We start from the raw sequence: 14393 nt of genomic DNA, 5'->3' as shown, positions 1-14393 counted from the left end.
TTTCCATGCACGGATATGTCAAAACAGGAAACAGCCAGCCCGTCTGGCTGTTTCCTTTTGTCGTTGCGGTCGTTCTGATCCTCAGCGTGCTACCGCTCGCCCGCCTTGCCATGGTCGGGATCGGGGCCTTCGCCAATGGCGGCGTGATCGATGTGCTGACCGCGCCGTCGCTCTGGTCCGCGACCTATTACACTGTTCTCACATCCGTTCTCGGCACGGTCATCTCGCTCCTCATCGGCTGCCTCTTCGCCTTCCTGCTGACGCTGACAGACATTCGCGCCAAGGGGCCGCTCAGCTTCTTCTTCGTGCTGCCGATGATGATCCCGCCGCAGGTGACGGCGCTTGCCTGGGTGCAGATGTCAGGTCCATCAAGCCCGCTGCTGAAGGCGCTTGATATCGCGCCACCGCTTGGCTCGCCGCAGCCGCTCTATTCCGTGGGCGGCATCGCGCTGCTCTATGGCGTGCAGCATGCGCCGCTGGTCTACCTCGCGCTCAGGGCGGGGCTGATGACGCTGCCGCGCGACGGCGTCGAGGCAGCGCGGCTTTCTGGCGCCTCCAGCCTGCGGGTGTTCCGCGATATCATCCTGCCCTTGTCGCTGCCCGGCATCATCGCCGGTGCGGCTATCTCCTTCGTTTCCTGCACCGGCAATTTCGGCATCCCCGCCATTCTCGGCATTCCGGCCTCGATCTTCACGCTGCCGACCTTGATTTTCACCAAATTCTCAGCCTTCACCAGCCGCACTTTCGGTGATGTCGCCGTGCTCGCGGCAATCACTGCAATGATTTCGGTCGCCGGACTGATGATCCAGGACCGGGCGCTGCGCGGCCGCGATTACCGTGTCATCGGCCTGTCGGGCGCGAGTGCCGCTTTCGAGCTCGGCGCCTGGCACCTGCTATTCACGCCGCTGCTCTGGTTTATCCTGTTCTTCATGCTGGCAGCACCCTTTTTCGCGCTGGTCGCCGGCGCACTGGTGCCGGCCTATGGCGTGCCGCTCACCTTCAAGACCGTGTCGCTGCATGCGTTCCAGGAGATCCTGTTTCGGCAGGCGGTGACGCGCACGGCCTTTATAAATTCGCTGTCGCTCGCCGGCGCGACCGCACTCGGCCTTCTCGTGGTGGCGGTGCTTGCGGCCTATGCGCTGACGCGGCGCAGGGACGCGCTGTCGCGCATCGTTTCCAGCCTGATCGAGATACCTTATTCGCTGCCCGGCATCGTCATGGCGGTTGCCTTCATCCTCGTCTTCGCAGCACCCATCCCGGTCCTCAACGTCTCGCTCTACGGCACGATCTGGATCATCCTGATCGCCTACTTCTCCTCCTTCTTCGCCGTCAGCCTGAAACCCGTCGTCAGCGCCTTCCACCAGCTCGATCCGGCGCTGGAAGAGGCAGCGCGGCTTTCCGGCGCTGGCTTTTTCCGCAGGCTTTTCGATATCATCGTGCCGCTGATTGCGCCGGCCGCCGGCGCCTCCGTCATCCTCGTCTTCCTGATCGCCTGCAATGAGCTGACGATTTCGGCACTTCTCTGGTCGGCCGGCACTCAGACGCTCGGCGTCGCCATCTACAATCTCGACGACAGCGGCAGTTCCGACCTTGCCTCGGCGCTCTCGGTGCTCATCGTCCTCATGGTCGTCGTCATGATGCTGCTCCTGGAAGTCCTGGCGAAACGCCTGCCGAAAGGAGTGGTCCCATGGCGCAACTGATCCTCAACCGGGTGGCCAAGGATTTCGGCACCGGGCGCGCTGCCGTCAGCGATTTTTCGCTCGATGTGCGCGAGGGCGGCTTCCTGGCGCTGCTCGGGCCTTCCGGCTGCGGCAAGACGACGGTGCTCAGAATGATCGCCGGTTTCGAGACGCCCTCCGATGGCTCGATCCATCTCGGCGAGCGGCTGCTTGCCGATGCCGCCCAATCGCTGCCGCCGGAAAAGCGCAACATGGCGATGGTCTTCCAGTCCTATGCACTCTGGCCGCATATGAGCGTGGCGGATAATGTCGGCTATCCCCTCAAGGTGCGCGGCATTTCGGGCGCGGCTTACCGGGCGAAGGTCGGCGAGGCGCTCGCCACCGTGCGGCTTGCCGATTACGCCGCACGCCGGCCGGCCGATCTCTCCGGCGGCCAGCGCCAGCGCGTGGCGCTCGCCCGCTGCCTGGTGACATCGCCCGACGTCGTGCTGCTCGACGAGCCGCTCGCCAATCTCGACCGGCACCTGAAACAGGAGATGGAAGAGACTTTTCGCGAGTTCCACCAGCGCTCGGGCGCGACGATGATCTACGTCACCCACGACCAGAGCGAGGCGATGGCGCTGGCGACCGATGTCGCCGTCATGTCGGAGGGGCGACTGCTCCAGGTGGCGCCGCCGGCCGAGATCTACGCCCGGCCGGAAGGGCGCATCGTCGGCGGCCTGATCGGACGCGGCGCGATCTTGACACTGCCTGTCATGGGGGGCGAACGCCAGCTGGAGTGGGACGAGCTTGAGGGCGCGCTGCAGGCCGCCAATACCGATGGCGCCGATATCCTGGTGCGGCCGGAGGAGGTGGTCATCGGTGGCGAAGGGGCGCGGGCGACTGTCGAATCCGTGCTGTTCGAGGGTGAGCGTTATGAGGTGAAGCTGACGCTCGGCAACGGCCAGACGCTACGTGCCTACAGCCGCGTGGTCGTCGTGCTCGGTGAGGCGGTTCGTGTCGTCATCCGTTCGGGGTGGCGGCTTTGATGGAGGAAGAACCGGACTTCTACGGCGAAACCAGGTGAAGTTCCGCAGCATAAGGTTGAAAGTCGCCGGCGACTTCTTCCGAATCGCTGAGAAGTTGAATATCTCTTGCGAATTCGATTTCGCAAACCGTGATTAAAACAGACGACAAGTTATTGCAGGCGCCTCAAGCAAAGCCGGCGCGACAATCAGTTTATCGAGGGGTTATACTCGCATGCCAATTCAAGTAAGGCGTATCCGCTCCGTTTTGGTGCTTTCGGCGGTTCTTTTAAGCGCCGCGAGCGTGCTTCAGGGATGCCCATCCGTGGAGCGGCAGAAACGGGGCGATGATTGGAAAACCCGAACGTTTAAGCCAAGTGAGATATATGGCGGTTCGAGCAACAGCAGCTCGTCGAGCAGTCCTGATGGCGGGCAACACCAACCTCACGATAACGCTACTTCAAGTCCGCCCAGCCATATATAAGCGCCATTAAAAAACGCGTCGAGGCGATCTGTTCGTCGGCATGCATTGCGGTATGGTTTTGGATATCTGCGGGTTGGCGTGATTGTGGCCCACAGACTCGCGGCCGCTTGCGGAGCCGGCTGGCGACGCGGCTTGTTTCTAGCTTCAAAGTCACGTCTGTCCGCATATTTCTCGGCTCACCACCTTTTCCTGCCGCTTCTGCTGGTTAAGGTAGCGTCCGCAACCGGACTCATGCCATGTCGCTTCGTCTCGCCACCTTCAATGTCGAAAATCTGCTGAGCCGTTTCGATTTCACCGGCTTCCGCAACCAGCTTCGCCAGGACCGTGTCGTCAAGCTTTTCGAGGTCAACAGCGAGGGCGTCTATCAGCAGCTCGAGCAGGCCCGCGTGATCGCCGCGACCGACGACACCCGGCAGATGACGGCGCTGGCGATTGCCGATGCGGATGCCGATATCCTCTGCCTGCAGGAAATCGACAATATGGCCGCTCTGCAGGCCTTCGAATACGGCTATCTCTTCCGCATGGTCGGTAACGGCTATCGCCAGAAGTTTCTGGTCGAAGGCAATGACAGCCGCGGCATCGATGTCGCCGTGCTGATGCGCGAGGAAACCCGCGACGGCCAGAAGATCGAGCTTCGGGACATCAGAAGCCATGCGATGACCACCTACCGCGACTTCGATCTCTTCGACGAGGAACTGGCGCTCACCAACCGCATCGACGACAAGATCTTCAAGCGCGATTGCCTGGAGCTCGACCTTCTGATCGGCGACCGGCCGTTGTCGCTCTATGTGGTGCATTTCAAATCGATGGGCAGTCCGCGCGAAGGGCTCGACGGGCGCCAGTCGACCATGCCGCTCCGCCGCGCCGAGGCGCGCGCCGTGCGCCGCATTGTCGAGGATCGCTTCGGCGCCGGCCATACCGATAAGAAGAGTTTCGCCATCTGCGGCGATATGAACGATTACGAGGAGCGGGTCGACGTCATCGGCCGCCGCGGCGCCGGTTATCGTTTCGAGCATCAGGACGAGGCCGAAAGCGCGCTCGATGTCTTTAGTCATGACGGCTTTGCCGAAAACGTCGTGCGCCGCCGTGATGCCCTCGACCGCTGGACGCTCTATCACTCCCGCGGGCCGCAGGAGCAATGGCTTTGTCAACTCGATTATCTCTGGCTTTCGCCGGCACTTGCCGCCCATAATGCCGGCCGCCTGCCTGAAATCATCCGCAGCGGCCAGCCCTATCGCACGATCTTCCCGCCGGGGCAGGAGGTGGAGCGTTACCCGCGTACCGGCTGGGACCGGCCGAAAGCCTCCGATCATTGCCCCGTCGTCATGACCCTGGATCTCCCCTGAAAGCGAACATGAAAACCAATTTGAACAAGAACTTTCCGTACAGCGATTTTTCCGATGATTTCGCCGGCTGGCCGCCGGAAGCCACGGTCTTCCCGATCGCCGGCGTCGATCTCAAAGTCCTGCCCGGCACCCATCCCTTCGTCGCCACTGAAGGAGCGGCGATCCGTGAGAACTGGGCGAAGGAGACGGCCGCCAACCCGGCGCTCTTCGACGGACGCCTGGTGTTCCAGCAGCGGCTGTCGCTTACTGAAGCCGGCATATCGGGCGAGGGCTACGTCATTCCCTTTTCCGCCTTCATGTACTGGCGCCGGCAGCCGCAGCGCGGGGGTGGACTGCACATTTTCGCCTATCCGGTGCTCGAAAGTGCCGATGGTGCGCTGGTGGCGATCCGCATGGGCGCCCATACCGCCAATCCCGGCCAGGTCTATTTCGCTGCCGGCTCGCTGGAACCGGAGGATATCGTCGACAACAGCTGCGACATCGAGGCCAACATGCGCCGCGAGGTCCACGAGGAGACCGGCTTCAATCTTTCCGACGCCGTGGCAGGGCAGCAGCTCTATGCCAGCCACGCCAACCGAACGGTGACGCTGATGCGCCTCTTCCGCTTCGACCTGACGGCCGACGAAATGGTCGAGCGGATCGAGGCCCACATGCTGGTCGCCGAAGACAAGGAGATTGCGGGCGCGGTGGCGATCCGCTCGGCTGATCATGCGGCCTATCCGTATAATCGGGCGATGCTGCCGGTGATTGATTGGTATTTCGGTAAACGCGGGGTGTGAGAGATACCACGGGTAAGGCTTCTCAGAGGCGCGCCGTACATGGATTCCTGCGCGCCGGCGTGCCGTATGGTACCCCCCTCTGGCCTGCCGGCCATCTCCCCCACAAGGGTGGAGATCGGCAAGAGGCTTGACCAGCGCTCCTCTCAAACGGCACCGACAACCATAATGCTTGAGTTGTTTGGGGAAGCCGTCGCGCCAGCCGATCTCCCTCCTTGTTGTGGGGGAGATGCCCGGCAGGGCAGAGGGGGTGACCCACGGCACACCCTCTCCATTCCTGCAATACCCGCGCGTTCCGACACGCTCCAACGCCGCCTCCCGAAAAACAAAATCGATTTTCATTAACGATCACGCATAAATCCGAGACTGCAGGCGTTTCCTGCCGGGGGTGCGTTGTTTTTAGCGGACTTACCGCCTTGCACTCGACCGCTCGGTCGGGCAGGTTGGCGGCGCGATGACCGATTCAAGGAGGCCGATGTGGCGCGAAGCTACAGCGTCTATGACGTGTTCACCGATCGAAAGCTTGCGGGCAACCCGCTGGCGGTGATCTTCGACGGAGACGATCTCAGCGACGAGGCGATGCAGGCGATAACCCGGGAGATCAATCTCTCGGAGACGGTTTTCGTCCAGCCTTCGGCCAATCCGGCCTATGCGGCCAGGATCAGGATCTTCACCCCGGGACGCGAACTGCCGTTTGCCGGCCATCCGACAGTCGGTACGGCGATTGCGCTCGCCGAACGGACGCATGGCGCCGTAAACCGCGATCTCGTCACTGTCATCGAGGAAAATGTCGGGCCGGTGCGCTGCGCCGTGCGGCTCCGGGAAGGCGAGGCTAGCTTTGCCGAATTCGACTTGCCGCGCAAATCGCAGCAGGCCGTCATGCCGCTCGACAAGCTCGGCATGGCCGACGCGCTGTCGCTGAAGGTGACGGAAATCGGCTTCGAAAATCACGTGCCCTCGGTCTGGACCGCCGGCGTGCCCTTCCTGCTTATTCCGGTGCACGATGTCGGCGCCGCGCAGCGCGTCGATTTCGATCCGCAACTCTGGGAAAAGATCGTGCCCTTCGTCGATGGTGCGCTTGCCTCGGCCTATGTCTATTGCCGCGGCGGCGTCAATCACGTGGCGAAGTTCCATGCGCGCATGTTCGCAAGCGGCATGGGCATCGTCGAAGACCCGGCGACCGGCGCGGCGGCGGCCGCACTCTCTGGCGCCATCCACCATTTCGACCGGCTGACAGACGGGCACCACCCGATCATGATCGAGCAGGGCGTCGAGATGGAGCGGCCCTCCTTCATCCACCTGCATATCGATGTCGACGGCGGCGCGATTTCCAATGCGCGGATCGGCGGCCAGGCCGTAAGGCTGGCGAGTGGCACGCTCGACCTTTGATTTCATCAGAGTGCCGCGCGGGCCGACAGGCCGCGCCACGGGCGTTCTATGCGTTTGAATCTGCGGATAATCCTTTGCGAAAACCGGTCCCGGTTTTCGGGGCTGCGTGCCGTATTTCAGCCGTGCCGAAAAATCTTTGCAATTAACCAAAGAAATTTCGCCGATGTGCTGGACAAGCCTGCCGATCCTGTTTATACGCCCCGTCACACCGCGCAGCCAAGCGCGAACGGGTGATTAGCTCAGTTGGTAGAGCAGCTGACTCTTAATCAGCGGGTCGTAGGTTCGAGCCCTACATCACCCACCAAATCTCTTGATAAGATTGATGAATTTCAATTCAGGCCGGATTCTCCGGCCTGCCGGAATCATTCCGGAACGAGAGGTCGTGGTTCGCCTTCTCGGAGCCACTGGCCGCATCGATCCGCTCGCCCTATCTTCCTCTGATAGACTGGAGGGGGTCATGAGAAGCGTCATTTTCGCTGTCGCCTTGTCTTTGCCGCTGCCGGCTTTTGCCGCCGGGGTGATCCAGGTCAAGGCGGGAGATCACAGCTGCGGGGAGATTGCGCAGATCATCCGGGAAAATAAGAAGGTGTTTGTCCGCGTCGGCTTCGGCGGCCGCAGCTTCCGCTATCCGCCGGCCCAATGCAGCCTGGGCGACAAGCGCACCACGACCAGCTTTCGCGATGCGGCGGGCAAGCAGTGCATTCTCGATTACGCCTGCGTCCTCGATCCCGCATCGTCCTATAATTTCCCTTGATATTCGGGCGGCAGGATTGGCAAGCGCCTCAGTCGCGGTCGGTCGGTTTCACGCCGAGGAGCCAGAGGGCGCCAAGGATGAAAATCACCAGGGCCGCCATTGCCGCCATGGGCGGTGCGTATTGCGAGAAAGAGTAGGACTTGTCGAGGGCGGCGAAGTGCATGGCCGCAACGGCAAGCTTTGCGGCGATCAGAAGGGCAAGGGCGCCGTTTCTGGCGTATCGACCGATCCTGCGCCAGTCATAGGCCGCAGCATTGCCAGACGCCGGAGCGGCCTCGATCCGCTTTCGCTCGAGTAATGCTGCAGGGCGCCTGCGTCCAAAGGTCGGTTTCATGACCGGCAGGATAGGCCAAACATCTTAACGGATAGGGGATGTGCTCGGCATGATCGATCGCGCGCCAATTCCGTCCAGGCCGTTTGCAGGCTATCATAAGGCGTTGAAGGCTGGCGGCATGGATACATGTGGCCTGCCTCTGCCCTCTCATGTTCAGGAGTCTCCATGAAAAGCCTCGTCCTGGCCGTCGCGCTGTTGCTTCCCTCCGCGGGCTTTGCCGCCGAGGCGGTGGAGGTCAATGCCAGGGATCATAGCTGCGGGCAGCTTGCGCAGATCATCCGCCAGGACAAGAAGGTCTTCGTGCGCATGGGTTTCGGTGGGCGCAGTTTCCGCTATCCGCCGGCGAGATGCAGTCTGGGCGACAAATACGACACTGCGAGGATCAAGGACGGCGACGGCAAGCTCTGCCTGCTCGACTATGAGTGCGTGTACGATCCGCAATCCTTCTACAACAGGATTCCCAGGTAATTCATCGAGCCTGCGAAGGCCGAGCCGGTTCGGCGGCGATGATCAGGACAAGAAAAAAGGCCGGGCGAAATTCGCACCGACCTTCCTCGATTTGTCTCGACGACGGCTGCCAGTACATCCGTGGTCAGCCGTCGGAGACAAGCTCAATGACTGAAATATAAGGCTTGTCCGAAGAGGTTCAAGGGCTGCTGGTAAAAACTCGCCCCTTGTCGGCACACGACCGCAAGTCGGGATCGGTTCCCGATCATAGGTCAATCAAAACCATGGACCATCCCTGGCGTGTCGGATACGGCCCGCCAGGGAGGCTTCCAGTTTCTATGCGCCGAGCAGGGTTACTGCTGGGCAGGGGCAGCCGGCGGCGTGGCCGGAGCCGGCGTTGCTGGTGCCGGTGCGGGCGTTGCGCTGTTGTCGGTCGGAGCGATCGGCTTGACCGGCGCCGGCTCGGATTGCGTCGTGGAAGCCGTCGTGTCCGGGGATGTGCCGGGCGTGCTCCACTGCGAATAGGCGAATGCAGCGACAGCGATCACGGCCAATGCAGCGACCCAGACAACCCACGTATTGCTGCTGCGCGCGGCAGGCGTGGTGCGCAGATCCAGATTCGGGTTCAGCGGGCGGTTCGGGTCGTTGGCATTATTGGGGTCGTACGTCATGGTACTTTCTCCTCTTTCGGTGAGAGAGAAATGGCCGAGTGGGCTTTTTGTTCCATTCCGGGGCCGAAGTGTTTGTGTTGGCGGGGTTTTTGGTGCTGAAGCGGTTCCTTGAGGGGGGAGGAGCGCTAGCGACGAGCGCCTTGAGCAGGAAGCGAAAAGCCAATTGCGGGGATGACATCCGAAGAGATCTGTCATCGTCATACGCACAGCACAACCGCCGTGTAGACGGTCATAACCGCCGCGGAAGCGTCATCCTTGACAGGATGGCGTCTCTTTGCCAATGCTTTGGTTCTGGGGTCGCGATCACCCCACGAGGCGTCATGCTGAAGAATCGCGTCCGGTAAACCCGATCAACGGAGGACGCGTCATGCCGTCATTTCTCGAAATTTCTCCTGACAAGCTCAATCGCCTCATCGGAACTCCCGGTGCGCCTACCATCATTGATGTGCGTACGGAGGAGGACTTCGCGCTCGATCCGCGCCTGGTCCCGGGCTCGATCCGGCGCGACCATGCCGACGTTTCATCCTGGGTCGATAGCATCGATGCCGATGCCGTCGTGGTGGTCTGCCAGAGGGGTGCCAAGCTCAGCCATGGCGTTGCCGCTCATCTCAGACATGCCGGGATCGAGGCGGAAAGCCTCGAAGGCGGCTTCGAGGCCTGGGTTGCGGCCGGACCTGTCGTACCAGAGGCGAAGTTGCCGCGCCGCGACGCGCAGGGACGCACCGTCTGGGTGACCAGGGCGCGGCCGAAGATCGACCGGATTGCCTGTCCGTGGCTGATCCGGCGCTTCGTCGATCCCCACGCGGTCTTCCTGTTCGTGCCGGCGCCTGAGGTTATCGCCGTCGGCGAGCGCTTCGAGGCTGTGCCCTTCGATATCGAGGACGTGTTCTGGAGCCATCGCGGCGAGCTCTGCACTTTCGACGTGATGATCGAGGAGTTCGGGCTGGCATCTCCGCCGCTGCAGCACCTCGCAAGGATCGTCCGGGCTGCCGACACTGCAAGGCTCGATCTCGCGCCGGAGGCGCCGGGCCTGCTGGCTGCATCGCTCGGCCTCTCCAGGATGTATTCCGACGATCTGGAACAGCTCGAGGCCGGAATGCTTCTCTACGACGCCTTCTTCCGCTGGTGCCGGGACGCGACCGAGGAAACCCACAACTGGCCCGCGCCGAAGAAGAAGGCATGAGATGACCGAGATGACCGACAATCCACTCATGGCAGAAGCGACGGGCCAAACGGCGGGAAAAGACACAGGGGAGAGGCATCACCACGGCGTCTCCTTCGGCGAGGCCTTCAAGGTATGGCTGCGGGTCGCCGCCCTGAGCTTCGGCGGTCCGGCCGGCCAGATCGCCGTGATGCACCGGATCGTCGTCGACGAGAAGCGATGGATCGGTGAGCACCGGTTTCTGCATGCGCTGAACTATTGCATGCTGCTCCCCGGACCCGAGGCGCAGCAACTCGCCATCTATATCGGCTGGCTGATGCACCGCACGCTGGGTGGTCTCGTCGCCGGCCTGCTGTTCGTGCTGCCGGGGTTCCTGTCGATCCTTTGCCTCAGCTATATCTACGCGGCTTATGGCAGCGTCGGCATCGTCGCCGGCCTGTTTTTCGGGTTGAAGGCGGCGGTGCTTGCCGTCGTCGTGCAGGCCGTCATCCGCATCGGCAGCCGTGCTCTCAGAAATAACATCATGCTGGCAATTGCGGCAGCGGCCTTCATCGCCATCTTCTTTCTCCACGTGCCGTTCCCGCTGATCGTGCTGGCCGCCGGTTTTGCGGGCTTCCTCGGCGGCCGGTTCGGGCTCGCCGCCTTCAGTCCGGGCGGTGGCCACAAGGCGGGGAGCGGACCGGTGCTGTCGGATGCCGACTCCGCGCTCGGCGAGGGCATACCGGCGCATGCGCGCCCTGATCTTGGCTGGTCGCTGCGCATCTCGGCGGCACTGCTCGCCCTCTGGCTCGTGCCCGTCGCCGCCATTTACGTGTCCCTGGGACCAGGCGACGTCTTCAGCCAGATCGGCCTGTTCTTCAGCCAAATGGCCGTCGTCACCTTCGGTGGGGCCTATGCCGTGCTTGCCTATGTCGCCCAGGAGGCTGTGCAGCATTTCGGCTGGCTGAAGCCCGGCGAGATGCTCGACGGTCTCGGCATGGCCGAGACGACGCCGGGACCGCTGATCATGGTCGTCCAATTCGTCGGCTTCATGGGGGCCTACCGCAATTCCGGCTCGCTCGATCCGATGTTCGCCGCCACGCTTGCCGCGATCCTGACGACATGGGTGACCTTCGTGCCCTGTTTCCTCTGGATCTTTCTCGGCGCGCCCTTCATCGAAAAACTGCGCGGCAACGCAGCGCTGGCGGGCGCGATGTCGGCGATCACGGCGGCAGTGGTCGGCGTCATTCTCAATCTCGCCATCTGGTTCGGCGTGCACACGCTGTTTGCCGAAGTCGCCGCCGTCCAGCTCGGCGGACTGCGGCTCGATATTCCCGTGCTGCAATCGGCCGTTCCGGCGGCAATGGCGCTGTCGGTCGCCGCCGCCATCGCGATCTTCCGGTTCAAGACGTCTGTTATCACGACGCTGCTTGTCTGCGCGATATCAGGAATGCTCTGGACGCTGGCTGTCGGCTGATGATTGCTGCCTCGATATGTGCAGCGGTTCCGGGGCGGCGACACGCACAGACAAAGAACTGAAGAGCGTCTCATGAAGCCTGATGCGATCAGGCTTCCACCCCGTCCGCTTGGATACGCGTCGCCAGCATCTTGTCGATGCGCATGCCGTCCATATCGAGCACTTCGAAGCGCCAGTTATCGAAGACGAAGGTTTCGCCGGCTTCGGGGATGTGCTGGAGCTGATGCAGGGCGAAGCCCGCAAGCGTATGGAAATCGGCATCCGGACGATCGCGCAAGCCCAGCCGCTCGAAGGCGTCGAAGGCCGGCATCATCGCATCGATCAGCAGCGATCCGTCTTCGCGCACGATGATGTCGGGTTCTTCGTTGGATCCCGGCAGGTCGCCGGCGATGGCTTCGAGCAGATCGGTCTGGGTGACGATGCCTTCCAGGCTGCCATATTCGTCGATGATAATGGCGAGCCGGACAGGCGACGCCTTGAAACTGTCGAGCACGCGCACAACCGAGGTGCCTTCGTGCAGCACCAGCGGCTGCTTGATCACTGCCATCGGCCTGACCTTGCCGCCGTCGAGAACCTGATCGAGAAGGTCCTTCTTCAGCACCATGCCGATCGGTTCGTCGATCGAGCCGCGGGCGACCAGCAATTGTTCGTGGGCGCATTCGCGGATCGTCTTCAGGATCTCGGCCTCGCTGTCGTCGGCATCGAACCATTCGATATCGAGGCGCGGGGTCATGATGTCGGAGATCGGTCTGTCGCCGATGTTGAAGACCCGCTCGACGAGCTGCTGCTGCACCTGGTTCAAGAGGCCGGCCTCCTGGCTCTCGGCGACCAGCAGCTTCAATTCCTGCGGCGAGTGGAACGACGATTCGCCTGTCCCGGCGCGAAGTCCGACGGCCCGGAGTACGAGGTTGCCCATGCCGTTCAGGGTGAAGATCGCCGGCTTGAACAGCACCAGGAAAAGCCCGAGTGGACGCACCACGGCAAGCGAGGTGGCCTCACTGCGCTGAAGCGCCAGGCTTTTCGGCGCGAGCTCGCCGAGCACGATGTGCAATGCCGTGATGATGACGAAGGCAATGACGATGGCGACGGTATGGGCGCCTGTTGTCGCCCACTGTCCGGGCAGCCAGGACAGCAGAGGCTCGATCAGATGGGCAAGCGCCGGTTCGCCGACCCAGCCGAGGGCGAGCGAGGAGATGGTGATGCCGAGCTGGGTGGCCGCGAGGTTGGCGTCGAGATTGTCGACGGCGCGCTGGAGGGCGGAGGCATTCATGCGGCCTGCCGCGGCGAGTTCGGTGACACGGCTGCGCCTCACCGACACCAGCGCGAATTCGGCGGCGACGAAGAAGCCATTGGCCGCCACGAGAAGCAACACGGCTAGTATCCCGACATAGTCGAAGAGCCCGCCCGCGGATTCGGACATGTTTTCCCTACCTCTGAATTGACCCGAGTCCGAAACTACACGCTCGGGCCGAGGTAGCAAGGCGCAGCCACCATTCTTGGCGTTGGCAACGCCGATGCCGGCCCGCCGTCGTCAGGGTATCGCGTGCGATTCAGTCGACGCGGAAAGCATGACGGCTGCAGCAGCTTTCATCTCTTCGGCGCTTCGAAGAGTTCGATCGGGTTTCCGGCTGGGTCTTCGAGCAGGATCTGCTTGCCGCCGATGCCCTGGACGATTTCATTGCGAAACCGCGCGCCCGCCTGGCGCAGCGTGGCGACTTCAGCCTCCAGGTCTGCGACTTCGATCTGGATGCGATTCCATCCGCCGGGTTCCGGTGTTCGCCCGTCGGGCATTGCCTGGGACGCGCCGCCCGGTCCCACCATGCCGCTGACGAGCAGACGAAAACCGTCCCGGGTCAGGATGGCAAAGCTGGGGGCGGGGTGAAGCGCCACCGTGAAGCCGAGATGTCTCGTGTAGAATTCCAAGGCGGCGTCGACGTCGTCGACGATATAGCGCATGCTGATGCCGGGCATGGTTTCCTCCATCTGTTTTCCCCGCGTGATGGCCGACGAGGCCAGACAGGACGCGGGGAGGGTGCTCAATGATTGTGAATCTGCGCCTGATCCGGCCGAAAATCGAATCCGATCTTCGGGAGCTTGGCTCTTGGCGCCGGGGCGTCGATGTCTCCGGCCACGCAAAACGGTTATCCGTCAGGGTGTATACGTTTAATCTAAAATATAAATTTAGGCCTGCAGACATCGGATTTCATTACGAAAGTGTAATTTAAATTTCAGTTTCGGTTCATCTTTTAGGGCCTAATTTTCTCCCGTGCCCAACATGAGGAACACAAAATGAAACAGGTTTTTGCAGCTCTTCTTTCCGCTTCCTTCCTTCTGTCGCCCTTCGTGGTTTCCCATGCTAGCGCCGACGATTTCCACCGTCCGCCGGTCGTCGAGAAGAAGGTGATCGTCGAAAAGACGGTCGTCCGGCCGCATTGGAAGAAAGGATACCGCATCAACGCCAGCGAGCGTCGCCGGCTCCACGACGTCAACGACTACCACCGCTACCGTCTGACGCCGCCGCCGCACGGCTATCGCTGGGTCCGCGCCGACAAAGACTTCCTCCTGATCGGCGTCACCAGCGGCGTCATCTCCAGCGTCATCGTCGGGCGCTGAGTGGTGGATGGATGAGAGAGGGCGGCATCGGCCGCCCTTTCTGACTGAGGGCCTTGCAAGCGACACTTTTTCGATAAGCATCGTTGCTCTCTCTGTCCCGCCACGAGGCTACCGCGTCCTGATCGGCTCCGCCCGCTAACCCCACCCTCCGTCCTGCTCGGCCTTGAGCCGAGCATCCACACGGCATCCATCAGCAGTCGTGGCATGGATCCCAGGGTCAAGTGTAAAGCCCGGATACATACCTGACAGATGTTCGGAGACATGCCTGACAGTCATTC

Annotated in this window: 14 protein-coding genes and 1 tRNA gene; 11 read left to right on the top strand and 4 right to left on the bottom strand. The window is 62.2% G+C overall.

Annotation, left to right across the window (positions count from 1 at the left end):
* The first annotated feature begins 5 nt into the window (after positions 1-5).
* The 7 genes from CO666_RS02505 (at position 6) to CO666_RS02475 (ending at position 7432) form a co-directional block, all read left to right on the top strand.
* A complete protein-coding gene (locus CO666_RS02505; protein ID WP_097610585.1) occupies positions 6-1700 on the top strand; it encodes an ABC transporter permease in 1695 nt (564 codons plus the stop codon).
* Positions 1688-2707, top strand: coding sequence for an ABC transporter ATP-binding protein (locus CO666_RS02500; RefSeq protein WP_097610584.1), 1020 nt, complete (start codon positions 1688-1690; stop codon positions 2705-2707). The genes CO666_RS02505 and CO666_RS02500 overlap by 13 nt, the downstream gene beginning before the upstream one ends.
* Positions 2708-3403: 696 nt before the next feature.
* Positions 3404-4513, top strand: coding sequence for an endonuclease/exonuclease/phosphatase family protein (locus CO666_RS02495; RefSeq protein WP_097610583.1), 1110 nt, complete (start codon positions 3404-3406; stop codon positions 4511-4513).
* 8 nt (positions 4514-4521) lie between these two features.
* Positions 4522-5292, top strand: a complete 771-nt coding sequence (locus tag CO666_RS02490) for an NUDIX hydrolase (RefSeq protein ID WP_097610582.1) — start codon at positions 4522-4524, stop codon at positions 5290-5292.
* A 474-nt stretch (positions 5293-5766) separates the two neighbouring features.
* On the top strand, positions 5767-6678 hold the full coding sequence (locus tag CO666_RS02485) for a PhzF family phenazine biosynthesis protein (RefSeq protein WP_097610581.1): 912 nt from the start codon (positions 5767-5769) through the stop codon (positions 6676-6678).
* Between the two features lie 228 nt (positions 6679-6906).
* A tRNA-Lys gene (locus CO666_RS02480) sits at positions 6907-6982 on the top strand.
* Positions 6983-7135: 153 nt separating this feature from the next.
* Positions 7136-7432: a hypothetical protein gene (locus CO666_RS02475; RefSeq protein ID WP_097611013.1), complete on the top strand. Its 297-nt coding sequence runs from the start codon at positions 7136-7138 to the stop codon at positions 7430-7432.
* Positions 7433-7460: 28 nt separating this feature from the next.
* On the opposite strand, the gene CO666_RS02470 is transcribed toward CO666_RS02475, so the two are convergent.
* A complete protein-coding gene (locus CO666_RS02470) occupies positions 7461-7766 on the bottom strand; it encodes a hypothetical protein (RefSeq protein WP_245436732.1) in 306 nt (101 codons plus the stop codon).
* 165 nt (positions 7767-7931) lie between these two features.
* Between CO666_RS02470 and CO666_RS02465 the strand changes: the two genes are divergently transcribed.
* Positions 7932-8234, top strand: a complete 303-nt coding sequence (locus CO666_RS02465; RefSeq protein ID WP_097610580.1) for a hypothetical protein — start codon at positions 7932-7934, stop codon at positions 8232-8234.
* Positions 8235-8566: 332 nt separating this feature from the next.
* On the opposite strand, the gene CO666_RS02460 is transcribed toward CO666_RS02465, so the two are convergent.
* Positions 8567-8884, bottom strand: a complete 318-nt coding sequence (locus CO666_RS02460; RefSeq protein ID WP_097610579.1) for a hypothetical protein — start codon at positions 8882-8884, stop codon at positions 8567-8569.
* Between the two features lie 367 nt (positions 8885-9251).
* Between CO666_RS02460 and CO666_RS02455 the strand changes: the two genes are divergently transcribed.
* Together CO666_RS02455 and chrA are read left to right on the top strand one after the other, a co-directional pair.
* Positions 9252-10067: a chromate resistance protein ChrB domain-containing protein gene (locus tag CO666_RS02455; RefSeq protein WP_097610578.1), complete on the top strand. Its 816-nt coding sequence runs from the start codon at positions 9252-9254 to the stop codon at positions 10065-10067.
* Between the two features lies 1 nt (position 10068).
* Positions 10069-11502: a chromate efflux transporter gene (gene chrA, locus CO666_RS02450; RefSeq protein ID WP_097610577.1), complete on the top strand. Its 1434-nt coding sequence runs from the start codon at positions 10069-10071 to the stop codon at positions 11500-11502.
* Between the two features lie 88 nt (positions 11503-11590).
* Here chrA and CO666_RS02445 read toward each other — a convergent pair whose 3' ends face one another.
* Together CO666_RS02445 and CO666_RS02440 are read right to left on the bottom strand one after the other, a co-directional pair.
* Positions 11591-12922 (bottom strand): hemolysin family protein, encoded by a 1332-nt coding sequence (locus tag CO666_RS02445; RefSeq protein WP_097610576.1) that lies wholly within the window; start codon positions 12920-12922, stop codon positions 11591-11593.
* A 167-nt stretch (positions 12923-13089) separates the two neighbouring features.
* Entirely contained in the window at positions 13090-13473 is a 384-nt protein-coding gene (locus tag CO666_RS02440) for a VOC family protein (RefSeq protein WP_085738981.1), read from the bottom strand.
* 318 nt (positions 13474-13791) lie between these two features.
* On the opposite strand from CO666_RS02440, the gene CO666_RS02435 reads away from it, so the two are divergent.
* Positions 13792-14115: an RcnB family protein gene (locus CO666_RS02435; RefSeq protein WP_097610575.1), complete on the top strand. Its 324-nt coding sequence runs from the start codon at positions 13792-13794 to the stop codon at positions 14113-14115.
* Positions 14116-14393: the final 278 nt, after the last annotated feature.

Origin of the sequence: Rhizobium chutanense (assembly GCF_002531935.1) — a bacterium.
In the GTDB taxonomy this organism is placed as follows: Bacteria; Pseudomonadota; Alphaproteobacteria; order Rhizobiales; family Rhizobiaceae; genus Rhizobium; species Rhizobium chutanense.
This window is presented reverse-complemented; position numbering and strand designations above follow the sequence as displayed.